The sequence below is a fragment of the Caballeronia sp. SBC1 genome (assembly GCF_011493005.1).
Taxonomy (GTDB): domain Bacteria; phylum Pseudomonadota; class Gammaproteobacteria; order Burkholderiales; family Burkholderiaceae; genus Caballeronia.
The window spans coordinates 127,299-153,538 of record NZ_CP049158.1; the positions used below are offsets into that span (position 1 = coordinate 127,299).

The following is a 26,240-nucleotide window of genomic DNA, read 5'->3' on the forward strand; positions in this document are numbered from 1 at the left end:
AATGGCTGCAATTAAAACGTCCCTGCCGCGTCGCCGTTTCGACGTAGTTATCGTGGGTGCAGGTGGTTCCGGCATGCGCGCGTCGCTGCAACTCGCTCGCGCGGGTTTGTCCGTCGCGGTGCTGTCGAAGGTATTCCCGACGCGTTCGCACACTGTCGCGGCTCAAGGCGGTATTGGCGCGTCGCTCGGCAACATGAGCGAAGACAACTGGCACTACCACTTCTACGACACCATCAAGGGCTCCGACTGGCTCGGCGACCAGGATGCGATCGAATTCATGTGCCGTGAAGCGCCGAACGCAGTCTACGAACTCGAACACATGGGCATGCCGTTCGACCGCAACGCGGACGGCACGATCTATCAGCGCCCGTTCGGTGGCCATACGGCGAACTACGGTGAAAAGCCGGTGCAACGCGCTTGCGCCGCCGCCGACCGTACCGGCCACGCGTTGCTGCACACGCTGTACCAGCAGAACGTCGCGGCCAAGACGCACTTCTTCGTTGAATGGATGGCGCTGGACCTGATCCGCGACGCCGACGGCGACGTGCTCGGCGTGACCGCCATGGAAATGGAAACCGGCGACGTCCATATTCTCGAAGGCAAGACCACGCTGTTCGCCACGGGCGGCGCGGGCCGGATCTTCGCGGCATCGACCAACGCGTTCATCAATACCGGCGACGGACTTGGCATGGCGGCCCGCTCGGGCATCGCTTTGCAGGACATGGAATTCTGGCAATTTCACCCGACTGGCGTGGCCGGTGCGGGCGTGCTGATTACCGAAGGTGTGCGCGGTGAAGGCGGCATTTTGCGCAATTCGGACGGCGAACGCTTCATGGAACGTTACGCGCCGACGCTGAAGGATCTGGCGCCGCGCGACTTCGTTTCGCGTTCAATGGACCAGGAAATCAAGGAAGGTCGCGGTGTAGGTCCGAACAAGGACCACGTCTTGCTGGACCTGTCGCATATCGGCGCCGAGACCATCATGAAGCGTCTCCCGTCGATCCGCGAGATCGCGATGAAATTCGCGAACGTGGATTGCATCAAGGAACCGATCCCGGTTGTGCCGACCATCCATTACCAGATGGGCGGCATTCCTACGAACATTCACGGCCAGGTCGTGGGTACGTTGAAGGGCGGTTACGAAGAGCCGGTGAATGGCTTCTACGCGGTCGGCGAATGTTCGTGCGTCTCGGTGCACGGCGCGAACCGCCTGGGCACGAACTCGTTGCTGGATCTGGTTGTGTTCGGCCGCGCGGCCGGCAACCACATCATCAAGCATGCGCTGGACATGAAGGAACACAAGCCGCTGCCGGCCGACGCCGCCGACGCCGCGCTTGAACGCCTCGCCGTGCTGGAGAGGTCGTCGTCGGGCGAATACACGCAATCGATCGCGGGCGACATCCGCTCGACCATGCAGGCGCATGCGGGCGTGTTCCGTACGTCGAAGTTGCTGTCGGAAGGTGTGGACAAGGTCAAGGAATTGTCCGAGCGCGTGAAGCATGTGCATCTGAAGGACAAGTCGAAGGTATTCAACACGGCGAAGGTCGAAGCGCTGGAACTCGCGAACCTGATCGAAGTGGCGCGAGCCACCATGGTCTCGGCCGAAGCGCGCAAGGAAAGCCGCGGCGCGCACGCGCAAAGCGACTTCGAAATTCGCGACGACGAGAACTGGATGAAGCACACGCTGTGGTTCAGCGAAGGCGACAGGCTCGATTACAAGCCGGTGCATATGACGCCGCTGACGGTCGAATCGGTGCCGCCGAAAGCGCGTACCTTCTAAGGCAAAGGAATCGAAATGGCAAAGCGTACTTTTGAAATTTACCGCTACGATCCGGACAAGGACGCAGCGCCCCGCATGCAGACGTACGAGATCGAGATCGACTCGCACGAGCGCATGTTGCTGGACGCGCTGCTGAAGCTGAAGTCCGTCGATGAAACGCTGTCGTTCCGCCGTTCGTGCCGTGAAGGCGTGTGCGGTTCGGACGCCATGAACATCAACGGCAAGAACGGTCTGGCTTGCTTGCAGAACATGAACGACCTGCCGCAGAAGATCGTGTTGCGTCCGCTGCCGGGCTTGCCTGTTGTGCGCGACCTGATTTGCGATTTCACGCAGTTCTTCAACCAGTATCACTCGATCAAGCCGTACCTGATCAACGACACGCCGCCGCCGGAAAAAGAGCGTCTGCAAACGCCTGAAGAGCGCGACGAGCTCGACGGCCTGTATGAGTGCATTCTGTGTGCGAGCTGCTCGACTTCATGCCCGAGCTTTTGGTGGAACCCGGACAAGTTCGTGGGTCCGGCGGGCTTGTTGCAAGCCTATCGGTTCATTGCGGACAGCCGTGACGAAGCGACGGGTGAACGTCTCGACAACCTGGAAGATCCGTACCGTCTGTTCCGTTGCCATACGATCATGAATTGCGTCGATGTGTGCCCGAAGGGACTGAATCCCACGAAGGCTATTGGCAAGATCAAAGAATTGATGGTGCGCCGCGCTGTCTGAGAAGGACTTGTGTCATGAATGACTCCGGGCATCAGTCCGACCCTCTACGCCGCGCACGCCTTCGGTGGCGCGCGCGGCGCGGTCTGCTGGAAAACGATCTGATCTTCGAGCGTTTTTTCAGCCGATATGAGCATGACCTCAGTGACGCGGACGTTGGTGTTCTGACGCAACTGCTGGAACTGAGCGACAACGACCTGATGGACTTGCTGCTGGCACGCAAGGAACCGGATGGCGAACTGGCCTCGCCGGATATGACCCGCGTGCTGGAGATGCTGCGCTCTGCCTGAGCTAGTCCACGTGGCGTATGCAAGAGTCGTGCGAATTATCGAAAACCTGTTTCCATACTTCGATTGAGGATGTGCTATGACCCCGTCAGATGTTAAAGCCACGCTATCGTTCAGCGACAACTCGCCGAGCGTTGAAATGCCGATCTACAAGGGCACCCTGGGCCCGGACGTAATTGACATCCGCAAGCTGTACGGCCAGACCGGCAAGTTCACGTACGATCCGGGCTTCATGTCGACGGCGGCGTGCAATTCCGCAATTACGTACATCGACGGCGACAAGGGTGAGTTGCTGTATCGCGGGTATCCGATCGAGGAACTCGCGGTCCAGGCCGACTTCATGGAGACCTGCTACGCGCTGTTGCACGGCGATCTGCCGACGGTCCAGCAGAAGGCCGACTTCGTTGAAACCGTCACGAAACACACGATGGTTCACGAGCAGATGCATTTCTTCTACCGCGGTTTCCGTCGCGACGCGCACCCGATGGCGGTGCTCGTGGCCGCGGTTGGCGCGTTGTCGGCGTTCTATCACGACTCGCTGAATATCAACGACCCGCGTCATCGTGAAGTGTCGGCCATTCGCATGATCGCGAAGCTGCCTACGCTGGTGGCCATGGCGTATAAGTTCACGATCGGCCAGCCGTTCGTTTATCCGAAGAACGATTTGTCGTACAGCGCGAACTTCATGCACATGATGTTCTCGAACCCGTGCGAAGAGTACAAGGTCAACGACGTGCTCGTGCGCGCGCTGGATCGGATTTTGATCTTGCATGCGGACCATGAGCAGAACGCTTCGACGTCGACCGTGCGTCTGGCTGGGTCGTCGGGTGCGAATCCGTTTGCTTGTATTGCTGCTGGCATTGCTTGTCTTTGGGGCCCGGCGCATGGCGGTGCAAATGAAGCTGCGTTGAACATGCTGGAAGAGATTGGCTCTGTCGACAACATTCCTGAGTTTATCAAGCAGGTGAAGGACAAGAATTCGGGCGTGAAGCTGATGGGCTTCGGGCATCGCGTTTATAAGAACTACGATCCGCGCGCGAAATTGATGCGTGAGACTTGCCATGAAGTGCTTGAAGAGCTTGGTCTGCATGACGACCCATTGTTCAAGCTGGCAATGGCGCTGGAAAAGATTGCGCTGGAAGACGAGTACTTTGTGTCGCGTAAGCTGTATCCGAATGTTGATTTCTATTCGGGCATTGTTCAGCGCGCGCTGGGTATTCCGACGGCTATGTTCACGTGTGTGTTTGCAATGGCTCGGACGGTGGGCTGGATTGCACAGTGGAACGAAATGATCGCTGATCCGGAACAGAAGATTGGCCGTCCGCGTCAATTGTTTATCGGCGAAACGCCGCGCGAAGCGAAGGCGATTGAGAAGCGGTAAGCGGTAGTCTGGCTCACGCTTTGCATGACCCGTAAGGTCGTGAAATGCGTGAGGCGGGATGGATTGGGAGCGCCCCGACAGGTTGACTGTTGGGGCGTTTTTTTTGGCGGCGCGAAACTCGCGTGTGGCAAATAAGCGCGAGCCGGGCAAATCCTGATGCCAATTGCCGCGGCCCTCGTTCGACAGACCCAAACAGAGGGAGAATGACAGATGGTGCGAAGCCAGCGACCGCTCTTCGCGTCTTCCATCCGCGAGGAGGGCCAATCAAATGGCAAAGAAATTCCCTGTACACCCGAAGCATCCCGAACGAAATTGTTGGGGATGCGATAAATACTGCGCCGCCGATTCGATGAATTGCGGAAACGGCAACGTTCGCACGCAACATCCAATAGAAGTGCTTGGCGACGATTGGCTCGAATGGGAACAAAGCGTTGCTGAGGATATGGCGACGGTGCACGGCGTTCGGCAGGACGACGCTGCATAGAACCATAAGCTGGCTCACGGCGCATAACTAAACTCCCACTGTTGGTAGCTTTTCACCGCTGCAAAACTCGTCTGATCAGTCCGAAATCCGGCTACCCTGACTGGTTTGCGAAGCGACACGCTGTGCACACCCATTACACCGCCGTCCGGAGCGGGAATCGGGATAAACGCTTCTCCCGTGATCGGATCTGGATAGAGCCTGCGCAGATAGCGGCGTATCACCGGATAGCGTGGGTCGCGTAGCAAATCATTGAGTTTCTCTGGATACGGTTTTGCGCCGACTGGCGTGCTCTGAGAGTACTGCCGAATTGCCTCCCGATACAGATTGCCGGTGTAGAGCAGTTCCGTCTCACGGTTGCGCTTATCAGTCATCGCGACATTTTCAAGCAGCTTGCCGAGACCCAGCGTGATGAACAGCACCATCAACAGCGCCCAAAAATACGTGACGCCCCGCTGTCGCGCGAAACTCGACCGGTTCTTCACCACGAGTTGTATTCCGTGCCGTCGAGCGCTTTGCCTGACGCACCACTCTTCACATCGACGATAGTTTTGTCATCTTCGTCAACTCCCGCCACTGGCGCCCAACTATCGGAGCGGTTGGTGACCGGATCAAGCGGCAGCGCGCGAAGATAGTGCCGCTCGGTTAGAACGGATAGTTTTTCTGGATAACTGCCGGTATCGCCGTAATACTGGTCTAGCGCCCGGCGCAGGACTGACAGATTCTCTTTTAAGGCCGCTTCCTTTGCTCGATCGGCCTGATGAACGTAGCGTGGTGCGACAATTGACAGCAACGTCGCGACTATCGCGAGCACCACCAGCAATTCGATCAGTGTAAAGCCACGATTCTGGCTCTGTGGGTTCATCTTTTTTTCACCATTTCCGATAAGGGATGCCGTTAGTTCCCTTCCTGTCGTTTAGCGAATACACGTCGTACACGTCGCCGTCCTCTTGCGGATCGTCGGCTTCGCTGGAATAGCTGCGTATCCCCCAGCTGTCCTGCGCGGATTCGGATTGCGTCGGATTCATAGGATCCCGCGGCACGCGACGAAGGAAAAAAATCTTTTTGCCTTTTGGGTCACGCTTATCCACAAGACCTTTTGTCAGCTCGTCCAAGGAACGTGGATAACCGGTCGAATCAGCGGAGCGAGCAATCCGGCCTTCGTCGCCTGCTTGTTTGTAGACATCAATCGCAGTCCGAATCTCTCGTAGAGCTTGTTTTAGCTCGCGTTCTTTCTCACGCTGCTCATGCATCTTGACAAACGGTGTCGCGACCGAAGCGATGATCGCAACCAAGGCAACAGTGACGATCATTTCGATCAACGTAAAACCGGAATGGAGGCACCTCTTCTTCATTTCACGGCGACACCATAATCTGTTTTGGAAGTGCCACCGTGACGGCCAACTCTTCATGGTTTTCGTTCTCCACCTTCAGGTTCTGCAAGGACAGATTGAGCGGTCCGTTCGACGGGTGATCCGCCTGGAATGTGATCATTGCGAGAGAGCCATTGGCCGCTGCTTTTCCGATCGAGATATGAAGCCTATTGCCATCCTGCTTCGCATCTACCGTTACACCCGTGCGAGCTTCAACTTTGAGCAGTTGAATCTCGGGCTGGTCCAACATGAGATCGAGTTCGGCTTTTTCAAAGCTGGGGCCATTGGCGAGCAGATTGACGGTAAAGCTCGTCTTCGACGCAGCCTGAGGCGGTACGGCCAAGTCAAAACGTACAGAGTTTGTTTTGCCCTGCGAGTTTGTTGGGTCGGTCGCGACGTGCACGACTGAGGAGGACGCACTAGCGGCGGCGCCCGGTCCCGATGTGGGTGGTGGAGCGACTGTGGTGTCCGTGGGTGATGCGGCCGTGGCAGGCAAGCTATCGGAATCACTGTATTGTGCGGCGGGCGTCAGACGCAGTGGGCGAGCTGACACTTGCTCGGCGGTTCCGCTTGGGAATGCCTGCGCATAGGAACCCGGTACTGCCAACGAACGTGTCACATGCGGCGTAATCAGCAAAACGATTTCAGAGCGCGCGTTGGTATCGTTGGTGTTGGAAAAGAGCCGCCCAAGTACCGGAATCTTCCCTATGCCCGGAATATGGGTACCAGATTCCTGGCTGTCGGTCTTGATCAAACCGGCCAGTACCTGAGTCTCACCGTCACGCAGGCGCAGTACGGTATTCGCGTTCCGTGTACCAATCTGATAGGCAAGCAGACCAGTAGCCGATGAGCGGACTTCCTTGATGATGTTGCTGACTTCCAGCGAGACGTGCATTGTCACATCGTTGTCGATATGAATTTCAGGTTCCACTTCCAGCTTCAGGCCGACATCAAGATAGCTGATCGATTCGGTGATCGCGTTTGAATTTTGATTCACAGTTGATGTGATTACGGGCACCTTATCGCCGATCATCACGCTGGCCTTCTCTCGATTGAGCACGCGAATGCGCGGGTTTGCCAAGGTGTGTGTACTGCCGCTGGTCTGACGCAGGTTCAAGACAGCAAACGGATCGGGAAAGGTCAACGGAAAACTATTCCGATTCACGCCTTTCAGTTGATCGATGGTCAGGCTCGCAGGGATGCCGGCCGGTCCCACCAGGCTTGCGCTAACACTGGTCGGAAATTGGACGCCCAAGTTGAGCAGATCGTTGGAATTTACCTCCAGCACTTCCACCTCGAGGATCACCTCCGGGCTCGCTATATCGTATAGGTCGATCAGGCGAAGAATGGTGTCCTGTACTGATTCGGTGTCGCGCACCACCAACATCTTCAATCGCTCATCGACGTAAATCGACTTCGGCGTCACCACTGCGCGCAGCATTTCCTGCACTTTTTTGGGGTCTGCACTGTTCAGGAAATAAGACCTTACGACCAGGTCGTCATAGCGCTTCCTTTTCTCGTCGTTCGCCGGATAAACAAGAAAGGTGGTGTCATTCAGTATCTTCTTGTCGAGTTGTGAGGTCTGAAGGATTAGGTTCAGAGCGTCAGCAACCGTGGTGTTTCGTGCGTAGATTGTAGTTCGGAGATCGGGACTGACGTCTTTGTCCAACACGAAGCTGATGCCAGATGTCTGCGTCAGGATCGCAAGGACGGAGCGGATGTCGACATCCTTCAATTCCAGCGTGACAGGTGTCTGCAGCGACTGGTTTAGTGCCGGCAGTACCATCGCGGCGCGTGTGGACTGCGCGTCGATCTGCTGCAACATCTGGCGCGCTTGCATATGGCTGGGGTTTTCAGACAGGATGGCATTGAGCAATTGCCTGGCAGTGGCGGCATCGCTCTTGCCGATCGCGGATCTTGCCTCGTCCATTTCAGTCTTTTCGCGCTGCTCGCGTGCGATCAACCCAATGCCACGCAATGCCTCGGTATTCTGTGGGTCGTAATGCAGCACATCCTGATATGCGGCCAGCGCTTCGTCGGCATGCTCGTCGTAGCGTGCTGCTGCGGCCTTTTGCATGATCGACTGCATTTGGCGGTCACGCTGGGCGATGAACTTCATCCGGTACTGCTCCGGATTCTCTGCTGATGCCTGCTGCATTTTCCCCAAGCCTTCGCTAACCTTACCTTCCTTAATCAGCTTGTCTCCGTCCCGCCAATCACTGTAGCCGGCACACCCGCCGATGCTGAATACAATCGCACCAACGCACAACGCCAGCACTGGCCGTTGCACATGACCGACTGCGTGCGCGCAGAAACGCTGCTGCCAAAGCTGCTCATTACTCATCCGTCTGCCTGTTAGTCGGGCTGTTGCCGTTGTGTAGGTTGGCTCGCGAGGAAGCGGTGGCCGACCTGAGTCGGCGCGGCGCTCGTCGGATGCGTGTCGGCGCTGCCGCCTGTCGCAATAAGCCGCGTTTCCCCGGTTTGCAAGTGGTGAAGCGTGACATCGGTTGGCGTGATCTCCTGAATGCGCCAGATGCCGTTTAGCACTTCTCCGGCGCTCAAGACGACTGGATCGCCGTTCGATGCAAAAAAGACCTGGACCTTGCCGTCCTTGATCATCCGGCCGAGATAAACCACGTCCGGTTGCCTCATTGCGTCCGGAAGCGGGGGCAGCGGTGGCGTAGAGCCCGCGACTGCGGTAACACCCGCACCCGGAAGAGGGGGCATTCCTGACGCTTGCTGAGCGGTCGGCTCGGGTGGCACGGGATCGGGCAGCACCGGCCGAGTCCACGGCAGGTCGTCTCGGTCAGAGGTTTTCGAGGCAGCGGTGTCCCTTTCCCTAATGGACGACGTCCGCGCAAGGGGGGGCAGTGGCAGTTCGACAGGTTCAGCTCGAAGTAGCAAGAAGATCGAGCCGACCACTGTCGCCATCAATACCAACTGCACCGGTTTTGAAACAGTCAGCTTCATGAAGCTGCCTTAGGGAGCAGCCGGTAGTACAGATTGAGGTCCAGTTTTTGATCCAGTTTGGCGGCTCCATCTGCATTCTTCGCATACGCGAGACGCGCGACCGACAAGTTTGGAAACGTGTTTAGCGTCGTTCGCAAGAACGACTGTTGCTGCGCTTCGTCTCCCCTCACATCCATGCGTAAGGCGAGCTTCCTGATCGGCAGCGCGGGCAACTGTTCGTACCGGTAATCGATGCGCGTAATGACGACGCCATTTTTTTCCGCCAGCGAATTCAACGCACGAAGCTGTGCTATGTGCTCCTTAAATTCAGGCAGCGAGGCCGCGAAATCACGTGCCAAATCGCGCGGCGCCGATGAGTCCAGTTTGGCCGAGCGGGGCTTTGCCCGTTCAAAGGCGACGTGCGGAGCCAGCCGCGATGTCATCAGCTGAGTATCTGCGTGCAGCGGAGAGTCGATTGCGCAGATCAACGTCGCCCACGAGAGCACAAGCCCTGCTGCGATGGTGTATTGCCACTTGAACCAGTCCAAGACGCATGCGATGTGCCAGGAGACTATTCTCCGGAGCTTTTTCCAGTTCATGGTCGTCCCCATTCAGCTATGAGCGAGAAGGAAACACTACGCCGCGAGGTTGTGGGCAGCCCTGGCAGTATCGAACTGTTGACCTGTGGTAACCCCGCGTCGTCGTTTCTGGTCTGGCTGACGAGTTCAACCGAAGACCACGAGGGGTCGCTCTGCAGCGCCGCCATCAAGTCGAACACATCTTTCGGCTGATCTGCTACCCCAGTGATATTCACACGACGGACCGCGCCAGCGTCTGGCTCCAGCGTGATTAATTCAACTCCCGCTTTGGTTACATGTTGCAGGCTGTTTAGTACATCGATCCACGGATAGCGCATTTCCGCAAATACCAGGTTGAGTGCGGCAGGTGGAGGAACAGAAACGGGACGCACACGGAATGCCGCACGGTGAGACGCTTCCTCAGCTTTCTCTATTATTTGTTCACGCTGCTGTAGAAGATCATGCGTAAGCGCTCGATCTGGCACACGGGACCAACGTGACCGCGTGGCAACGGTCGCGTCAATACGGTGGTTGGGCCAAGCGTTGTTACGCGGTCAAGTCGTAGGCTTCGAGAAGTTAAACGGCAGCAGGTCGCTAACATCGGCGTCTAATGCCCGTTGCGGCAATTCGCTGAGTACCCGTACGAGGTATGCATAAGGTTCGACGTTGCACGCTCGGCACGTGAGCATCAAGCTGTAGATCATGGCACTGGCCTTCGCACCAGCAACCGTGTCACTGAACATCCATGAGGATCTGCCGGTACAGAATGGCCTGATGTCGCGCTCGATCACGTTGTTATCGATTGGGGCACGCCCATCGTTCACGTAGCGGCTCAGGTACGTCCACTGATTGCGTGTATAGGAGATCGCCTTGCCCAGCAGGCTCTCAGGAAGGATCTGGGGTGCCAGTTCGTCAAGCCATTTCCTGAAGGATTCGAGCAGCGGCACGCTGTGTTGCTGGCGCAGCCGGAAGGTGTAATCGACGCGCGTCTCGCTTTCGGGCAGATCCCCCTTTGCGAGTGTTTCGACCTGGTAGAGCGCCTTGAAGTATTCCAGTGCATCTGCTGCACGCCCGCCTGGTTTCTTCATGCTCTTGAAGGCATCAACAAATGTGCGGCGCGCGTGGGCGAGGCAGCCGAAGTGGGTCGGACCTTCGAGCGTGCGCCAAGCGGCGTATCCATCGGTCATAAGCAGGCCCTTGTAGCCCGCGAGGAACGCTTGGGGATATTGCTGTGCGCGCCCCGGCTGGTAGTCGAACAGCACGACGGGTTCGGAGCAGTCTTCAGCGCTACGGTACACCCACATATACGAGGTGCTCTGGGCGGTTTTGCCCGGTTCCTTGAGCACCTGTACCGTTGTTTCGTCGCCGTGAATCAGCTGTTGCGACAGCAATGTCTTGCGCAGCGCCTCGTACACACGGCTGTAATGCAACTCAGCAGGCCGGATGATCCAGTTCGCCAGCGTAGCGCGTCCGACTTCGATGTCCGCGCGCGCCAGCGCATGGGCCATCCGGTATAACGGTGTTCCGTCAACGTATTTGCCCGCGGTGACCGTGGCGATCATCGCCGCACTGGCGTTGCTGCCCGGCAATGGCTGGGCCGGCATCGGTGCCGTGATGACCGGCGTGCGCTCGGCGTGGCGTTCGCAGTGGCGACACGCATATTTGAAGCGCACGTGCTGGAGCACCGACGCCTTTACTTCGATGTGCAACTGTTCGCTAAGCTCTTCACCCATGCGGTGCAGTGCGTGCGCGCAGCACGGACATACCTTCGCGCTCTCGGGCAGGTCATATTCGATGCGTTGGCGTGGCAGGTGCGCCGGTAAAGGCTTACGTCCCGGTTTGCTTCTCGTGGGTGCCGGCGGATCCGGCAGGCCCGTGTCGGGGAGCACAAACGCGTCGTCAGTAACGCCGGCGTCCATGTCGTCGGACTCGCAGCCGGCGATCTGTTCGGCCTCGTCGAAGACGCGATCCTTGAGCTTCTCGCTGCTTGGGGCGAATCGCTTGCTTTGCGCGAGGCGAAACTGCTCTTCGAGCTGAGTGATCCGTTCGCCCAATTGCCGGTTGCGTGTCTCGAGTTCACGGATATAGGCCTGGGCGGCCGGCGGCAATCGGGAGAAGTCGTCCTCGTTCATGCCTCCACGATAACGAAGTCGCGCGCGCGATGGGTTTACGGGAATTTGTAACAGGCCAGCCGATGCTCACAGGTGACGCGCAATGCTCAACTGGCGTGATGGTACGACCGTACCGGGTGGCGGCGCACAGCATCAATGTCGATGCCATCCAGGAGCCAGTGCAACTGCTCGCTTGTCAGCTTGACTACGGTCTGCTGCCGTCGTGGCCAGACGAAGTGGTCTTCTTCGAGGCGCCTCAACATCATCCAGAAACCGTTGCGATCGTAGAACAACAGTTTGACCCGGTTGCGTTTGCGGTTGTGGAAGGCGAACACGGCGCGTGCAAACGGATCGAGTTGCATGGACTGCTCGACAAGCGTCACGAGACTATTGATGCCGGCCCGGAAGTCGATCGGTTCGCGATGCAGGAAGACCGTCAGGTCTGCTTCGAAGCGAAACATCAACGCGCTCCCAATGCGGTAACCATCGCATTGACGATTGCCACGTCCTCTGCTGAACATTCGAGCTCGAGCTTCACGCCGTTGGGCAGGTGGGCAGACAGCCGTGCCAGTCGGGTTGAGCGTGGAGAAACGCAGGATGATTCCGCTCGGGTGGCACGGTGCGACGCGGGCGCGGATGCCATGACTGCTGTCGGCTCGTCGATTGCGACCACAGGAATAAAAGCTGACGCTGCAACCGGTCCGTCGTGGGAGGTTAGGGACTGGGGCTGTTCACGCGCGCGAACCCATTTATGCAACTGGTTGGCGTTCACCCCAGCCTTCAGGGCAAGGCCCGATAACGAGGCACCGGGCCGCATACAGGCTTCGACCAGCCGTCGTTTGTCCGCCGGATCGAAGCTTCGTTTGCCGCCGACACCAACACGCGTCACGCGTAAGGGCAAAAAACTGAGGTCATCTTCTGTCATGGATTGCGTCCGCAAAGTTGGGTTGCGGACGCAATCGTGAGCCTTCTTAACAACGCAAGCTAGGTGTGCGAAATTGCGCGCTTACGATCATGCCGCCACCAGAGGGCATGAACGCAACCCAATAGCGCAACTACCCAGATTGCCGCCCACGGTTGAGTCCACCAACGACGCTGGGCGAAATCCCAGTTCAAACGAGCCGTTCAGAGCACCCCGCAGAGTGCGTATGCGAAGCGCGCGTCATCGCCGGAAATTGGGTCTTGCAGAGGCAAATTTTCTCCCCCCGGCACAGCTATGTTCCGCGGCGGGAAAAGGTACGTAATGTCGCTTGGGATGACTGGCGTCTGCTCTTCGCAGAAGGGCTGGACCGATACAGATGTAAATTGTCCGCGGTCATAGCTCACGCGTAGCAGACGCTGTCCCTCGACAAGCGCAAGCACACCGGCACCGTTTTTCACTCGGGCAAAGAGGCTGTCCCAGACCACACTCAACGCCGGGGTTATCCGCCTGGAGCGGTAGCGGTGGCGCGACGCAAATTCGTTGAGTTCGGAAAGTAATTCGCTCGAAATCAGTACCGTCAGTCGCGGGCGACCAAACGCGAGGCGAGCGAATCGCAGCTGGTATGCAGAAAACGAAACGTCGCTTCCGGAGAACTGTTGCGCGAATAGCGCCGCTGCCAGCGCGAGGCAAAATGGGCTGCTGGAGAGACGCTCATCCCACGGCAACAAGAGATAACGGACATAGTCGATGCCAATGACCCATTCGATCACTCCCTGGACCGGATGCACTTTCAGCCATTCGGTCAAGGCATCCAGGGCCGCCGTGGCGCCGTCGGTGTCATCGCAGTCCCGCGTGGCGATGGGCAAGATGGCTTTAATTCGTACCACGGGCCGGAATCGGCCTTTCGCTACACAGACTGCCAATCCGCCCCGGCTGAGGTAAATCAGCAAACGCTCCGGACGGCTGAGTTTTGCACGGAGTGTGCGAATGCTTCGAGCGAGATGAGTCAGCAGGCTAGCCCGTAAACGTGACACGATTAATCTCCTCCAGCGTGGTCTGACCCAGCCGCACTGCATCCACGGCTTGTTCGCGCATAAAGCGCATGCCGCGTTGACGCGCCATTTCTTTTAATTGAGTTGCCGGGACCTGTTGAAGGATGGCATCACGCAGGTCGTCGTCCAGCACGAGGACTTCCGCCAAGGCGCGCCGGCCGCGATAACCGCTGCCGCGGCAATGGGCACAACCAGCACCTTTCATTAGATGGCCGTCCGATAACAATTCGCGCGTTACGCGGGAATCCTGCAGAAGCACGTCGTCTGGCGTGAACGGCGCTGCACAGTGAGTACAGACAAGCCGTACGAGCCGTTGCGCGACCACGCCGTTGAGCGCGCTCACGAAGCTATATGGATCAATCTGCATATGCCGGAAACGGCTCAGCACATCGAACACATTGTTTGCATGAACCGTGGTGTAAACCAGATGACCGGTCAGTGCGGCCTGGATCGCAATCTCGGCCGTCTCTCGATCCCGAATTTCGCCCACCAGGATCCGATCGGGATCATGTCGCAAAATCGAGCGTAGCCCGCGTGCGAACGTTAGCCCTTTTTTCTCGTTCACCGGAATTTGCAAGATGTCTTCGAGTTGATACTCAACCGGGTCCTCGATGGTAATGATCTTGTCGTCGCCGCGTTTGATCTCCGAAAGCGTTGCGTATAGGGTGGTTGTTTTGCCGGAGCCGGTCGGCCCCGTAACAAGTAGCATGCCGTACGGCTGATTCGCCAGTCGCCGCATGACTTGGCTGGTCTTCTCATCAATACCCAACATGTCCAGATTCAGTTGCGCCATATCGGTTGTCAGAGACTGTCGGTCCAGAATGCGCAATACGGCATCTTCACCGAAGAGGCCAGGCATTATCGATACGCGAAAATCAACTTCGCGAGCTTGCAGTGACACCGAAAACCGTCCGTCCTGTGGAACCCGCTTTTCGCCGATATCCAATTCCGCCATCACCTTCAAACGTGAAACTACTTGCTCAGCCAGACCAGAATCCGGCAGCGTGCGTGCGGTGGAAATTACACCGTCGATCCGATATTTGATCGTTAGCCCGCGCAGGGAGTTTTCGAAATGGATGTCGGAGACACGGTTGCTGTGTGCGTCGTATAGCGTCGAATTCACCAGCCGCACTACTTGGCTTTCGTCGCCGGCGATCGACGTGAGAGAAATCTCTTCGAAATTTAGTGTTTCTGTCTTCGCCCTGTCCAGCCGGATCAATTGAGACAGCGCCTCCTGATCATTGCCAAAACGAGCGAGCAGTGCCTTGAGTTCGAGCGGATGAGCGAAAGCCAGATCGAAGTAACCCGGCAGTCGATAACTCGCGAGTGAGATCAGCGCGCTGTTCCATGGATCGTCGCAGACGAAGATCCGTCTGGGTTCGTCACCGCCAATGTTATCTCCGAATTCCGCTGCACCGGATAGAACAACACAGTTTTGCCTGAGGCAGTCGGAGTAACTGAACACCGAGAAGTCCGGCGTTGACAATTCCATCTCCGCAAGGTGTTGAACCGGCATGCCGCTTTCACTTTTGGCGAACAGCAACATCTCGTCGGGAGAAAACTTCCCAAGTTTCTCCAGCACGGTCAGAATCGGCGCGCCATCGGCTAGCGCGAGTTGTTTCGCCTGCGCTATGAGTGAGGCATGCCGCGTGAAGTCTGCAAGTGGAATCGTATCTTGATCGATCACTGCAAGCTCCCTGCCAGATCAAAAATAGGCAAGTAGAGTAGAACGACGATCGAGCCAATTCCCAGCCCCATTATCAGCATCAGAACGGGCTCAATAAGACGGGCGAACCGATCCACCCATTGGGTGATTTCACGCTCGTGAAACATTGCCGCTTGCTCCAGCATTCCAGCGATCTGGCCATTTCGCTCGCCGGCACGCAACAGGCGCAGGGCAATCGAAGTCATCAGGCTTTCCTGTTCCAGGCTCTGGCTCATCTTCTTACCTTGCGCAATGCTCAACATTGACCGCGTAAGGCCGGCCTGAAGCGTGAGAGGTAACAACTCACGCGTCATTGCAAGAGAGGGGAGCAACGCAACGCCGCCTTGCAGCAACATTCCTAGCGAGCGATAGAAGCGGGCCAGTTGCATCAGCTTCAACATTGCGCCTATCCATGCGATGCGCCCAAGCAGCACGAGGCATCGCTGCTGGGCTGTCGGACGCATCGCTAGCACGGCGATGCCTGCGAGCATGGTGGTCAGGCAGACGAGCGACGCTAGTGTGTGGTCACTGACAAACAGCCCGAAGTTGATCAGCCACTGCGACATCAACGGTAGCTCCGCATGTGTCATGCCCTCATATACATGTCCAAAGCGCGGCGCCAGAAACCAAAGCAGGAAGAAGGCGACGGCCATTCCCGTGATCAGCAACATCACCGGATACAGCGAGGCCGCAATGATTTTCTGTCGTACAAGGCTTACTTGACCGTCGTATTGCAGATATCGCTCGAGCGCCTGTGTCATGCCGCCCGTCTGCTCGCTTGCCGCCACCATGGCCACAAATAACGCGGAAAAGCAGTCCGGATGTGCGGCTAATGAAACTGAGAATGATTTTCCTTGCTGCATTAGGCGAATCAATTCAGACAGCACATAGTGCCCTTTCTCTTCCGTTGCTCCAGATTGGTTTTGCCGTCGGCGTTCGTCTAGCGTTTCGAGTGCCTCGGTCAGAGCTAGCCCTGCGCGCAGCAACGCCAGCAGTTCATAGACAAACAGCGATAGATCGAAGCGGCTCCGCCGAAACATACGAGCAAGTGACATATGTTGACGGGAGAACCCTGCCTTGCCGGCGCGGGCGGCACAGACTTCTACTACCTGCACGTCGGCTTGCCTTGCGCGCTGGGCGGCCTCTCGCTGAGCCTCATCTTTATTCAAAGCGAGTAGGTCGAACTGCTGCAGTTCACCGCTTGAGTTCAGTCCGAGCAACACGAATTTTGTCACAGCGTGAATTGCTCACTCGAAGACGCCGGGGGAAAGGGGCCAAGCTCAGTTATGGATATTCGCATTCTCATTCGCACCTGTCGGCCTCTTGTCCGCACCGTATGACTCAATGTCGTAATCCGGATTGCGCTTCCCGGGATAGACGTAGTGGTACGGCATGCCCCAAGGATCCAGTGGCACAGCCTTGGTTAAATAAGGTCCACTCCAGCCCGGAGTGCCGTCGGCAGGCGGGGAAGAAAGCAAGGCCAATCCTTCCTGTGCGGACGGGTAACGGCCGATGTCCAGCCGCAGCTGCTCAACTGCTTTGCTCAAAACGCTGATTTGCGCCTTTGCCGTGGTCACCTTCGACTTGTCCACATTGGCAAACAGTCGTGGACCGACGATTCCCGCGAGCAATCCGATGATCACCAGAACCACCAGCAGTTCGAGCAGGGTGAAGCCTCGTTGCTTTCCTGCCTTTGATATTTTCATAGTTTGCTATGTATTTGGTCATTTTCTGTTGTTCGCCCCTCACTCCACAGGGTATTTCAAGATGATCTGCGATCTATCTTTTCATAGACGGTTGCGGCCGTTAAATACCAGCCCTCGCGCCGTGACAGCGGGGCCATCTAATCGATGTGCTATTCAGTAAAACGATCTGACAAATTTATTGAGATAGATAATATGCACTACATATGTTTTATGCATCGCTCTACAAAACGATTTAAAGCATTGAACGGTATTGGTCCGGTTGGCAATATTTTTTAGCGTTTGCGACACTTTATCTCCGTTGTTGTTGACGCAGTTTGGATTTCCAGTGGGTCGTCGAAATAGGCGTTGATTGGCTGGTAGGTAGTATGTAAGATCGGCCGGCATTTAGCGATACAGAGAGAATATGTCGAGACGCTCTCAGGCAAGTAACGCTACCCAAAATAGGTAAGGCATCGGTGCATTAATAAGAGTGTGGCTCGCGCTTTCAGATCCGGTGAACGTTACGACCAACAGAAATTAAAAAAGGGGATTTCGAAATGTGCATGAGAATAGGCGTATCAGAACGAAAATCGGGCGGGCGGCCTGATGCGGTTCACAGTCACTTGATGCACAAGAGAGTTTTGCACGCGGCCGGTCTCGTGGCGAGCGTCGCATTGCTGACGCTTTCAACAGTGACGTTTGCCGCGAGCAACGCTAACTACACCTATGACGCACTGGGACGGCTAACCAAGGTCGCATACAGCGACGGTGTCAAGACTACTACCGTCACATATAGCTATGACACCGCCGGTAACCGAACCAGTGTTGTCAGTAGTGCGCCGTCCTAGTCGACGTCATGACTGCACCGGCCGGAAAATAAGCTTGATGGATCAGTAGCGCTGCCCGGAGCCTTGTACACGCATTCGGCTTTTTGCAGTCTGATTTCGGTTCCTATTGATTCGTTTACCTAAATAGTAAACCTTTCCTTTTTACCCGGGAAGGGTGCACTGCGCGCGCAAATTCGCGCAGCAGCGAACAGCGTGCCAAAAAAACAATTTTCGAGGAGATTTCGATGCCCGATGCCGCATCAGTAGGTAATTTTGCGACCAGTCGCAGTACTAATCGCATACGTAAATCAGTCCGTCCCGCTCTGATCAATACTCTCCTGAGCCTTCTCACTCTGTTTGTGAGCACAGCTGAAGCGGGCAACGTTCAGTTCTCCAACACCACGCCTGCCGTCGTCGACAGCGCCGCTGCCGCGAATACTCCGCAAACTCAGCAGCAGCCATCAATCCGTCGCGGCCGCGAACCGTCCAAGCCGAGGCTATTGCGGGCTGGCCAGACGCAGTCAGGTGAGGAATTTGCGCCGCAGCCGAATAGCCTCAGAGCACTCATGGCGCCGGTTTCCGAAGCTGACGCCGCGGCGCACGACGACCAAGTGGCCCGTGATATGCCGGCAGGCATCAACGGTAATGGCGCTATTGAAACGCTCGCGAAGCTCGACCTCAAACGTACGCGCGCTGCATCTGAAGACGTGCATCTGCAGAACTTCGAGCAATCGAAGAAAGGATTGCTCCGCAGTTCCGGCGCTAACGGTGTTGTCAGCAATGACGCACCTCCGGGACCCGCGTCGATCGACGAGCTTGCACGTGCACTGCGCTACCATCCGGACCTGATCTATCAATTCGTTCGAAACAACATTGAAATCGATCCTGTGCGGGGCATTCATAAAGGTGCTCTCGGTGCGGTGCTTGATAACCAGGGCAGTGCCTTCGACCAGGCGCAGTTGATGGTGTCGCTGTTGCGCACGTCGGGATACGACGCGCGGTTTGTGCGTGGTGTGATCAAGCTCAGCGCGCAGCAGTTCACGGACTGGTACGGCGTGTCGTCGGACAACACGTGCGCGGTGCTTAACCTGATGGGGCAGACCCAGATCCCGGTCTACAGTATTAACGCGACCCAGGCAGGCAACTGTCCGGGACTGAAGGCCGCGATGACAGACATCTCGATCGAGCATCTGTGGGTCAAGGCCAATATCGGCGGTACCTGGTACACGTTCGATCCCAGCTATAAGCCACACACAGTCAAGTCCGGCGTAGACTTAAATGTTGCGGCCGGTTATAACGCGGCGGCGTTTCTAAAGAATGCGACTGCCGGCGCAACGATCACTCCCGATCTCGTGCGCGGTCTGAATCGCACCGGCATACGTTCGGACCTTCAGAGCGCTGCCACCAGCCTCGCGACCTGGATCCGCAAAAATAAGCCGACCGCGACCCTCAGCGATATCATCGGCGGCAAAGCGATCACTCCGTTCTTCGGCGGGGCCGTCCGTCAAACTCAAAATCCGCTGCTGGACACCCGCTGGAATACCGAGGAGTGGGTTGATATACCGGTGGGTTTCAAGCCAACGGTGCGCGTGGTTTATCAGGGCATTGACCAGACCTTCACGTCCGACGCGATTTACGGCAAACGCCTGACGATCACGTACAACTCGTCGAACCAGCCCGTGCTCAAACTTGAGGGGCAGGCGATCGGCGCGCCGGGAAGCCCGGTCGCGCCTGGGGCGGACAGTGTAGTGAGCTTTGTCGTGTGGCACAACGCGTATACTAGCGACGACTCCGACCATGCGTTCGATCAGCGTATCAAGGGCGGTGGTACCTACCTGATCGTCAACGGCTGGGGACCGACCGGTCGCGGGCTGTCACAAAACTATCTCAAGTATCTGGAGAACGTCCGCGCGGCCGGCAATGCAGATAACAGCGAACCAGTGCTCGGTGCGAGCCTTGGTGTAATGGGTGCGCAATGGGTGTCGCAGACGACGGCTAGCGCTTCGATCACCGATCGTCTGGCAAATGCGTACTCGGTCCAGCAGCACCAGGTCGGCATCGCGGGCTTCGACGATGGCGCGTACGTCGACCTGCCAAGCAACATGAGCTCGACCGTCCAGATGGCTGGAGACGCGAACCTGGAAAAGGCGGTGTTCGACAGCAACGGAATGCATTTGTCGATCCTTGAGTCGACTGCAGTCAATCAGACCTCGGGTGTGTCAGCGGTGTCGACGGTCAAGCTGCTCGACATGGCTCAGAGTCAAGGGCAAACAATCTACAACACTGGCGGCGGTCGCTACGCGAGTCTGATCCAGCCCGCGCTCGTCAACTGTCAGGCGCATATTGGAAACTTCCAGAACTATCTGAACCAGGGATATCGGCTACTAATTCCGGGTAACTGCCAGTTGATAGAAAACCGTTGGAAGGGTGTCGGCTACTTTGTCCTCGGTACCGGCAATGTGCGGCTGCTCGGCTCGACTATCAGTGGCGGGCTTTCGGGTGGCAAACCCACAATACCTAGTACCCCGGCCGCGAACAACATTCAGACAATTGCGAATTCACAGTCCGAGCAAAAACAGACTAATGTCCATGGGCCGGATTCGCAAGCTGGCGACCCAATCGACATGGTGCATGGCAATTTCCTCTATGAACATCAGGACGTCAAAACCGGCTATGGCGATTGGCCGGACAGCTTGAGCTTCCAGCGTCTTTATAGCAGCGGGATGAAGAATCAGAGTGGCGTACTCGGAAAGGGGTGGACGCACAACTACGACATTCGGCTGCGTACTGCGTCAGACGGCTTTATTGGGATGGGCGACCGGCTCGCACTTGATGCGGTGGGAACTATCGTTGAGCATAAGGCGTCTCTCGACTTGCTGAGCGATCCGGCTGCTCCGGCGGAAAAATTCCTCAGTGCCGTGGTGGCTCAACGCTGGTTCGGGGATCAACTGGTAGACAACACCCGAATCGTGACGTTTGGTCTTAACAGCGAGGTGTTCGCACGACTGCCCGATGGCAGCTTCAGTGCACCGCCCGGCAATGGTGCATATCTGGACAGTAGTTATGGCGCCAATCGGATGATGTATAGGGCCGTCAGTGGAGCGTACTATTCCTTCAACATCGACAAGGTCAGTTTCTACTTGCAGCCGGATGGCAAGATAACGACTTTCGTCTGGAGTGGAAATCAACTCACCGGCGTGAAAAACCATGCAGGTCGCAGCTTGACCCTGACCTATGCGAATAACCGTTTGCAAAGCGTCAGCAGCCCGCAGCAGACAGTCCGCTATGCCTACGACGGCAACGACAATCTCATCAGCGAGACTGATCCGGATGGCTTCGCCACGCGTTTCGAATACGATCAACCTGGACGGATGACGAAATTTTATCAGGCTGGCTTTCCGAGCACTCCCGTCGTCAGTAACACCTATGACACGCTCGACCGGGTGCAGACGCAAACCAGCGCCGCAGGTAACCTGTTTAACTACTACTTCGCCGGCTCGCGTAGCGAAGAAGTGGGCCCGGGCGGATCGAGTCGCACGGATTACATTGATGCCGAGGGAAATCTGCTGCAGCTGGCAGACCCTATGGGCAACTGGACAATCAAGGACTATGACGGCCAGAACCGCTTGGTCCGTGAGACCCGTCCTGAAGGCAACCGAACGGAATATACGTACGACGACGCTAGCTGCTTGAGAGCGAACAAGCCGGCCAAAGGCTGTACGCATCAGATCGCGACAATATCGCGGTTTCCCCGTGTCGGCACTGGCGATCAAGTACTGACACAGCGCTTCACCTATGACCCGAGCTGGGAGACTCTGTCGACAGCAACGGACGCGAAAGGCCAGGTCACTACGAATGTATATTCGGGTTATTCGTTGCAAAAGGTCATCCGGCCAGCGGTAGGCGGCGTGGCGCCCACGACAAGCATCACCTACGAGTCCGTCACACTCCCGGGTACGCTGCCCACTTACCTCTACCGGCCGGCCCGTGTCACCGAAAATATTGACGCTACGCGAAGCACCGCAACCACTATAAGCTACGCGGCTGACTTCACACCAGCGACCACGACTCAGGACGCAGACGGTCTGGCGGTCAAGACCGTCACGACTTTCGACAATGAGGGGCGATTGATCACCAGTAAGCGTGACGGCGTCGCGACTGTCACGAATACCTACGACAAGCGTGGCAACGTGACCCGCACTAACGCAAACCTGCTCGGCGGCGACGAGGTTATTGGTTACGACGCCGACAGCCGCGAAATCAGCCGTGGCGTCACAGTAGCCGGTGGCGCCATGGTGACGTGCAAGCGTTACAACGCAATGGGCGATGTTGTGCGCGTCTGGGGTCCGGCCAAAACCGCGAGTGTGAGCACGTGCCCGGTCGAGGTCGCGCCGACGCCTATCACGGACACGACGTACGACGATCATCATCGCGCCTTCCGGGTCACGCGTTCCATGAGTGCGGCCGATGGCGGCAACCGGCTGACCGAGATGGCGTACAACGCGGACGACAGCGTGAAGAGCATCCGGAAGGCGGTGGGGACGGGGCTTGAGCAGAGCTACGTGAGCTACGTCTATAACCCAAACGGGACGGTTGGACTGACCACTGACGCAAAAGGCAACACCACGGTTAACCTCTACGATGGCCACGACCGGTTGTACCGAACGCACTATCCGCTAAACGGCCAGCCGGGGATGGGCGACGGCAATAACTATGAGCAGTACACGTGGGACGCAAACAGCAACTTAGTCGCGCTAAGAAAGCGCGATGGCCAGACGATCGCGCAGAGCTTCGATTCACTGGACCGGTTGGTGACGCGCACGTTTCCGGGCGCGGTGGGCAACGTGCAGTACAGCTACGACTTGCGCGGGCTGAAGGCTGGGTCCCAGTTCAGTGACGGTAGCCACACTGTAACGAACAGCTACGACGGACTGGGCCAGCTGACGCAGACGAGTGCGGCAGGGAGAACGTTGCGCTATAGCCATGATGCGGCGGGAAACCTGACGGACATTATTTGGCCGGACGGCTTTCACGTGGCAACTACGTACGACGGCTATCGTCGTCCGATGCAGATGCTGGAGAACGGCACACAGAGCCTGGCGAAATACACTTATGACACGCTAAACCGTCGGACCTTGGTGGAGTTGGGCAATGGCACACGCACGGAGGTGGTGTATGACGGGCTGGGGTGGCTTGCGAACCTGAACCACCGTTTCACGAGCAGCGCTGAGGATTGGCTCGCGAGTTTCACACGTAACCAGCTTGGGGAAATCAAGCAGGCGAGCGTGACGAATAACCGGTATGGGTGGACGCCTTCGGCGGCGAGTACTGCGTATGCGTCGAACGCGTTGAACCAGTACACGAGTGCAGCGGGAACGGCGGTGACGTACGACGGTAATGGCAACCTGACCGGCGACGGGGCGTGGACATATGTCTACGATCTGGATAACCGGATGAAGACGGCGAGCCGCTCGGGCACGAGCGCGACGCTTGGCTATGATCCGGAAGGCCGGTTGGTGCGGACTACGGTGAATGGTACGGACACGAACCTGATGTACGACGGGAAGAACCTGGCAGGTGAGTACAACGGCGCGGGCCAGTTGACGCGACGCTTTGTATTCGGCCCGGGAGTGGATGCGCCGCTGGTACAGTACGAGGGTACGGGTACGGCCGCAAGGAGCTGGCTGTACGTAAACCAGCAGGGCAGCATTGTGGCGTTGGCGAATGTGACCGGCGCGACGACGGGCAGCCAGGCGTATGGGCCGTTCGGGGAGACTGCTGGGACGCCGGCATCGCGCTTCGGGTATACGGGGCAGCAGTATTTGGCACCGTTGGGGCTGTACTATTACAAGGCCCGGATGTACTCGCCGACGTTGGGGAGGTTCCTGCAGACGGATCCGGTGGGGTACGCGGATGACCTGAACTGGTATGCGTATGCGGGCAATAACCCGATCAACTTCAGCGATCCGACAGGGTTAGCGGCCTGCTCTGAAAAGTCGGCACTTACGGATATGGCGCTGGGTGGACCGCCAAAACTTGACAGCAGCGGCTGCATTTCGACAGGTGGGCCAAGTGTTTGCTTAGCAGGCTGCGGAAATAGAGGCCGACTTTACTGAGCCGTGAGCTTAATCAGAATTTTCAGCGGGGAATTTCTCATAGTTTGAAATGCGGACCGGTTAATTTCGGTTTTCGGACCTGTTTATGACGCTCTCTTGGGCATTTTTGGCTCACAGCGGCTGCAACGGCCGGATCTCTCCCAAGGTGCGCATGCGCACGAGGTTGTACGCGGCCATGGTCAGCACAAACATCTGATCGACCTTCTTCAAGCCGCGCACCATCACTTGACGCATACCGCCGATGCTCTTAGCCCAGCCGAAACCTTGTTCGATGAGCTTGCGCTTTTGCTGGGAAACCGCATAGCCCGCACTCTGGGCGATTGACTCGGGCACCGCCGACTGGCGGCCTGAGTTGTTTTGCGCCACGTGAGGCGTGACTTTCATGGTCTTGCAGCCTCGATGAACTCTGCCGCGTCATAGCCTTTGTCCGCCCCCAGCGTGATCTCGCGCGTCGGATCGCCAAGCGCCTGGCGGGCATCGTTGATCATCACTTTGGCCGCTTCGCGCTCGGCATAGCCATCGGCCAGCGTCACCACGGCGCTGGCGATCAGCCCATGGCGGTTATCGCTTAACGTGTGGCCCATGTAGCGTAGCTCGCTTGCCGTTTTGCCCTTACGATACAGCCGCGAATCGGGGTCGCTCTTCGATTCATGCGTCTCATTGCTGCGCGTCTCACCCTTGAAGCTCCCACCGTCTTCGGGGTCCTGATCATCATCGCGGCGCACAAAGCTTTTATGGCCGGCCCATGCTTGAATTAACGTGCCATCGACGCTGAAGTGCTCACCGCAAAGCCAGCACTTCTTCTCGGCAATGCCCACAACCTCGTTGAAGAACTCGATGACCGCGTCATGCTTGATCAGGCGCTCGCGGTTCTTGGTGAAGACAGTGGGCACCCAAACGGCATCGTCCATCGACAGGCCGATGAACCAACGAAACAGCAGGTTATATTGAACCTGCTCCATCAACTGGCGCTCCGAGCGAACGCTATAGAGCACTTGTAATAGCATCGCGCGCAGCAACTTCTCCGGGGCAATGCTGGGCCGCCCACCTTTGATATCAGCCTCGTACATGCCGGCAAACAAGCGATCCATCCTGGCCAATGCTGCGTTGGCCATCTTGCGAATCGAGCGCAGCGGATGATCGGCTGGAACAAAGTCCTCCAGCTTACGCAACGTGAACAAATTCTCGGTAAAGGTATCCGCGCCGCGCATCGCTTCTCACAGTTGTGGGGTCTTCACTAACAACGTTTGAACTGACCTTTTGGGTGACTCCGGGGTGAGGTATTTCCGCAGCCTGTTAGGGGTGGCAAGTGTTAAAGAAGTTAGCAGTGCTTTGGCGGGCGCGGTTAACTCAGCCGTTCGGGCAGTGTCTGGTCCGGTGTACGCGACCACAAAAGAGGCGACGGCTGCCGCGGAAGCACTTGGATTTAGCAAAACCTCGGCAGTGGTAAATGGTCAAGCCGTTTACCGAGACGGGAATCGTTTTATCACTAGGGATATTGACGGGCATAATGGAGGAGCATGGAAAATGGCCGATTCTGTTCAGAATTTGATGTCCAAAGATACGCGGCTGGGAACATTTGGTGCTGATTTGACCTATATAGGAAAATAGTATGCAAACGGACAATCCGAAGTTTCCGGAATGGAAATATCGCGGAAAATCGATTCGCGGGCTTATTCAAGAGCTTCAACGATTCGAGGATCAAGAGATAGAAGTGCAAATTTCAATTGATGACGGTGACACTAGAAAGCCTATCAGTTTGGTCCAGAATAGTCGCGGACAGTGTCTTTTAGTGTACTGCGGCGATTAAGTCTTGTGTGCGTGAAGTAAAACCTGTGGCCGCTGAAGCGGCCACAGGCATTTCAGCCGTGGTTGTTGAAAAATATCAAGACTGGAAAACTATCACGACGCGCGGATCGTCGACCGTGATCGACTGGTAGAGCGCCTGCTGCGCCGGATCGTAAAGAGCAATGCCGGTTTCGAGCTGCCGGATGGCGTCGCCGAACAAACCGAGTGGGTGGCACGGGCCGCGTCAGCGGCCCTTTGTTGTTTTAAGCGGCGGTAATGATGAGTTTGCCGTGTTCGACGGTGATGCGCACTTGCTGGCCGGGGAGGAATCCGGCGTGCTCAATCCAGAGCCCGGAGAGCTTGATCCAGGGGTAAAGCTTGGGCGGCTTGTTCAGGTGTGAAGGCCAGGCTTGGCGAAGAGACTGCTGAACCTTGACGGAGCGTTCAGGAAATCCAGCGGCTGCTTTATGATTGGCGTTAGCCATGGT

24 protein-coding genes and 1 pseudogene are annotated in these 26,240 nt (G+C 57.1%); 8 read left to right on the forward strand and 17 right to left on the reverse strand.

The annotated features are described in order from the left end of the window. The first annotated feature begins 1 nt into the window (after position 1). The 5 genes from sdhA (at position 2) to SBC1_RS27465 (ending at position 4,649) form a co-directional block, all read left to right on the forward strand. Entirely contained in the window at positions 2–1,780 is a 1,779-nt protein-coding gene (gene sdhA / locus SBC1_RS27445) for a succinate dehydrogenase flavoprotein subunit (protein WP_165989078.1), read from the forward strand. A gap of 15 nt (positions 1,781–1,795) precedes the next feature. After that, a complete protein-coding gene (locus tag SBC1_RS27450) occupies positions 1,796–2,500 on the forward strand; it encodes a succinate dehydrogenase iron-sulfur subunit (protein WP_031362534.1) in 705 nt (234 codons plus the stop codon). A 14-nt stretch (positions 2,501–2,514) separates the two neighbouring features. Beyond that, positions 2,515–2,787 carry a succinate dehydrogenase assembly factor 2 gene (locus SBC1_RS27455; protein ID WP_062086335.1) on the forward strand — a complete coding sequence of 91 codons (273 nt, stop codon included), beginning with the start codon at positions 2,515–2,517 and terminating at the stop codon, positions 2,785–2,787. 76 nt (positions 2,788–2,863) lie between these two features. Beyond that, positions 2,864–4,165, forward strand: a complete 1,302-nt coding sequence (gene gltA, locus SBC1_RS27460; protein ID WP_165102070.1) for a citrate synthase — start codon at positions 2,864–2,866, stop codon at positions 4,163–4,165. A gap of 268 nt (positions 4,166–4,433) precedes the next feature. Continuing rightward, positions 4,434–4,649 (forward strand): DUF3079 domain-containing protein, encoded by a 216-nt coding sequence (locus SBC1_RS27465; protein WP_165102073.1) that lies wholly within the window; start codon positions 4,434–4,436, stop codon positions 4,647–4,649. A 14-nt stretch (positions 4,650–4,663) separates the two neighbouring features. Here the strand turns inward: SBC1_RS27465 and SBC1_RS27470 are convergent, their stop codons facing one another. From SBC1_RS27470 to gspG, 14 genes are all read right to left on the reverse strand, one after another. Next, positions 4,664–5,134, reverse strand: a complete 471-nt coding sequence (locus SBC1_RS27470) for a type II secretion system protein (protein ID WP_243830321.1) — start codon at positions 5,132–5,134, stop codon at positions 4,664–4,666. Then, positions 5,128–5,511 carry a type II secretion system protein gene (locus tag SBC1_RS27475; protein ID WP_165102079.1) on the reverse strand — a complete coding sequence of 128 codons (384 nt, stop codon included), beginning with the start codon at positions 5,509–5,511 and terminating at the stop codon, positions 5,128–5,130. The genes SBC1_RS27470 and SBC1_RS27475 overlap by 7 nt, the downstream gene beginning before the upstream one ends. A 7-nt stretch (positions 5,512–5,518) precedes the next feature. Further along, positions 5,519–5,959 (reverse strand): type II secretion system protein, encoded by a 441-nt coding sequence (locus tag SBC1_RS27480; protein WP_241202394.1) that lies wholly within the window; start codon positions 5,957–5,959, stop codon positions 5,519–5,521. A 43-nt stretch (positions 5,960–6,002) separates the two neighbouring features. After that, positions 6,003–8,363 (reverse strand): secretin and TonB N-terminal domain-containing protein, encoded by a 2,361-nt coding sequence (locus SBC1_RS27485; RefSeq protein ID WP_165102085.1) that lies wholly within the window; start codon positions 8,361–8,363, stop codon positions 6,003–6,005. 11 nt (positions 8,364–8,374) lie between these two features. Continuing rightward, the gene (locus SBC1_RS27490) at positions 8,375–8,989 is read right to left on the reverse strand and encodes a hypothetical protein (protein ID WP_165102088.1); all 615 of its coding nucleotides are present in this window, start codon (positions 8,987–8,989) and stop codon (positions 8,375–8,377) included. After that, the gene (locus tag SBC1_RS27495; RefSeq protein WP_165102091.1) at positions 8,986–9,567 is read right to left on the reverse strand and encodes a hypothetical protein; all 582 of its coding nucleotides are present in this window, start codon (positions 9,565–9,567) and stop codon (positions 8,986–8,988) included. The genes SBC1_RS27490 and SBC1_RS27495 overlap by 4 nt, the downstream gene beginning before the upstream one ends. Next, complete coding sequence (locus SBC1_RS27500) at positions 9,564–9,938, reverse strand: PilN domain-containing protein (protein ID WP_165102094.1); 375 nt, start codon at positions 9,936–9,938, stop codon at positions 9,564–9,566. Before SBC1_RS27500 ends, SBC1_RS27495 begins: the two co-directional genes overlap by 4 nt. A 162-nt stretch (positions 9,939–10,100) precedes the next feature. After that, positions 10,101–11,678, reverse strand: coding sequence for an IS66 family transposase (locus tag SBC1_RS27505; protein ID WP_165102099.1), 1,578 nt, complete (start codon positions 11,676–11,678; stop codon positions 10,101–10,103). Between the two features lie 86 nt (positions 11,679–11,764). Further along, a complete protein-coding gene (gene tnpB, locus SBC1_RS27510) occupies positions 11,765–12,118 on the reverse strand; it encodes an IS66 family insertion sequence element accessory protein TnpB (RefSeq protein ID WP_062093253.1) in 354 nt (117 codons plus the stop codon). Beyond that, positions 12,118–12,582 (reverse strand): transposase, encoded by a 465-nt coding sequence (locus tag SBC1_RS27515; RefSeq protein ID WP_165102103.1) that lies wholly within the window; start codon positions 12,580–12,582, stop codon positions 12,118–12,120. The genes tnpB and SBC1_RS27515 overlap by 1 nt, the downstream gene beginning before the upstream one ends. A 200-nt stretch (positions 12,583–12,782) precedes the next feature. Continuing rightward, positions 12,783–13,445, reverse strand: a complete 663-nt coding sequence (locus SBC1_RS27520; protein ID WP_165989080.1) for a hypothetical protein — start codon at positions 13,443–13,445, stop codon at positions 12,783–12,785. Between the two features lie 148 nt (positions 13,446–13,593). Then, complete coding sequence (locus SBC1_RS27525; RefSeq protein WP_243830322.1) at positions 13,594–15,318, reverse strand: GspE/PulE family protein; 1,725 nt, start codon at positions 15,316–15,318, stop codon at positions 13,594–13,596. Beyond that, positions 15,315–16,571, reverse strand: coding sequence for a type II secretion system F family protein (locus tag SBC1_RS27530; protein ID WP_165102111.1), 1,257 nt, complete (start codon positions 16,569–16,571; stop codon positions 15,315–15,317). The genes SBC1_RS27525 and SBC1_RS27530 overlap by 4 nt, the downstream gene beginning before the upstream one ends. 45 nt (positions 16,572–16,616) lie before the next feature. Further along, positions 16,617–17,042 carry a type II secretion system major pseudopilin GspG gene (gene gspG / locus SBC1_RS27535; protein WP_165102115.1) on the reverse strand — a complete coding sequence of 142 codons (426 nt, stop codon included), beginning with the start codon at positions 17,040–17,042 and terminating at the stop codon, positions 16,617–16,619. Positions 17,043–17,647: 605 nt separating this feature from the next. Between gspG and SBC1_RS27540 the strand changes: the two genes are divergently transcribed. Together SBC1_RS27540 and SBC1_RS27545 are read left to right on the forward strand one after the other, a co-directional pair. Then, positions 17,648–17,869, forward strand: a complete 222-nt coding sequence (locus tag SBC1_RS27540) for an RHS repeat domain-containing protein (protein WP_165102119.1) — start codon at positions 17,648–17,650, stop codon at positions 17,867–17,869. 338 nt (positions 17,870–18,207) lie between these two features. Next, on the forward strand, positions 18,208–23,964 hold the full coding sequence (locus SBC1_RS27545) for an RHS repeat-associated core domain-containing protein (RefSeq protein ID WP_165989082.1): 5,757 nt from the start codon (positions 18,208–18,210) through the stop codon (positions 23,962–23,964). 111 nt (positions 23,965–24,075) lie between these two features. Here SBC1_RS27545 and SBC1_RS27550 read toward each other — a convergent pair. Further along, positions 24,076–25,175: pseudogene (locus SBC1_RS27550) on the reverse strand (IS5 family transposase). 91 nt (positions 25,176–25,266) lie between these two features. Between SBC1_RS27550 and SBC1_RS27555 the strand changes: the two are divergent. Further along, a complete protein-coding gene (locus SBC1_RS27555) occupies positions 25,267–25,575 on the forward strand; it encodes a toxin C-terminal domain-containing protein (RefSeq protein WP_241202346.1) in 309 nt (102 codons plus the stop codon). Positions 25,576–25,849: 274 nt separating this feature from the next. Here the strand turns inward: SBC1_RS27555 and SBC1_RS40430 are convergent, their stop codons facing one another. Further along, the gene (locus SBC1_RS40430) at positions 25,850–25,972 is read right to left on the reverse strand and encodes a hypothetical protein (protein WP_255541724.1); all 123 of its coding nucleotides are present in this window, start codon (positions 25,970–25,972) and stop codon (positions 25,850–25,852) included. 43 nt (positions 25,973–26,015) lie between these two features. Then, positions 26,016–26,237, reverse strand: a complete 222-nt coding sequence (locus SBC1_RS27560; protein WP_165102130.1) for a SymE family type I addiction module toxin — start codon at positions 26,235–26,237, stop codon at positions 26,016–26,018. Positions 26,238–26,240: the final 3 nt, after the last annotated feature.

Coding starts and splice junctions, on each gene's coding strand:
- SBC1_RS27515 (WP_165102103.1), bottom strand. CDS start 12,582: ATGACAGAAGATGACCTCAGTTTTTTGCCCTTACGCGTGACGCGTGTT.
- sdhA (WP_165989078.1), top strand. CDS start 2: ATGGCTGCAATTAAAACGTCCCTGCCGCGTCGCCGTTTCGACGTAGTT.
- SBC1_RS27480 (WP_241202394.1), bottom strand. CDS start 5,959: ATGATCGTCACTGTTGCCTTGGTTGCGATCATCGCTTCGGTCGCGACA.
- SBC1_RS27450 (WP_031362534.1), top strand. CDS start 1,796: ATGGCAAAGCGTACTTTTGAAATTTACCGCTACGATCCGGACAAGGAC.
- gltA (WP_165102070.1), top strand. CDS start 2,864: ATGACCCCGTCAGATGTTAAAGCCACGCTATCGTTCAGCGACAACTCG.
- SBC1_RS27505 (WP_165102099.1), bottom strand. CDS start 11,678: ATGAACGAGGACGACTTCTCCCGATTGCCGCCGGCCGCCCAGGCCTAT.
- SBC1_RS27560 (WP_165102130.1), bottom strand. CDS start 26,237: ATGGCTAACGCCAATCATAAAGCAGCCGCTGGATTTCCTGAACGCTCC.
- tnpB (WP_062093253.1), bottom strand. CDS start 12,118: ATGTTTCGCTTCGAAGCAGACCTGACGGTCTTCCTGCATCGCGAACCG.
- SBC1_RS27540 (WP_165102119.1), top strand. CDS start 17,648: ATGCACAAGAGAGTTTTGCACGCGGCCGGTCTCGTGGCGAGCGTCGCA.
- SBC1_RS27485 (WP_165102085.1), bottom strand. CDS start 8,363: ATGAGTAATGAGCAGCTTTGGCAGCAGCGTTTCTGCGCGCACGCAGTC.
- SBC1_RS27475 (WP_165102079.1), bottom strand. CDS start 5,511: ATGAACCCACAGAGCCAGAATCGTGGCTTTACACTGATCGAATTGCTG.
- SBC1_RS27495 (WP_165102091.1), bottom strand. CDS start 9,567: ATGAACTGGAAAAAGCTCCGGAGAATAGTCTCCTGGCACATCGCATGC.
- SBC1_RS27455 (WP_062086335.1), top strand. CDS start 2,515: ATGAATGACTCCGGGCATCAGTCCGACCCTCTACGCCGCGCACGCCTT.
- SBC1_RS27465 (WP_165102073.1), top strand. CDS start 4,434: ATGGCAAAGAAATTCCCTGTACACCCGAAGCATCCCGAACGAAATTGT.
- gspG (WP_165102115.1), bottom strand. CDS start 17,042: ATGAAAATATCAAAGGCAGGAAAGCAACGAGGCTTCACCCTGCTCGAA.
- SBC1_RS27490 (WP_165102088.1), bottom strand. CDS start 8,989: ATGAAGCTGACTGTTTCAAAACCGGTGCAGTTGGTATTGATGGCGACA.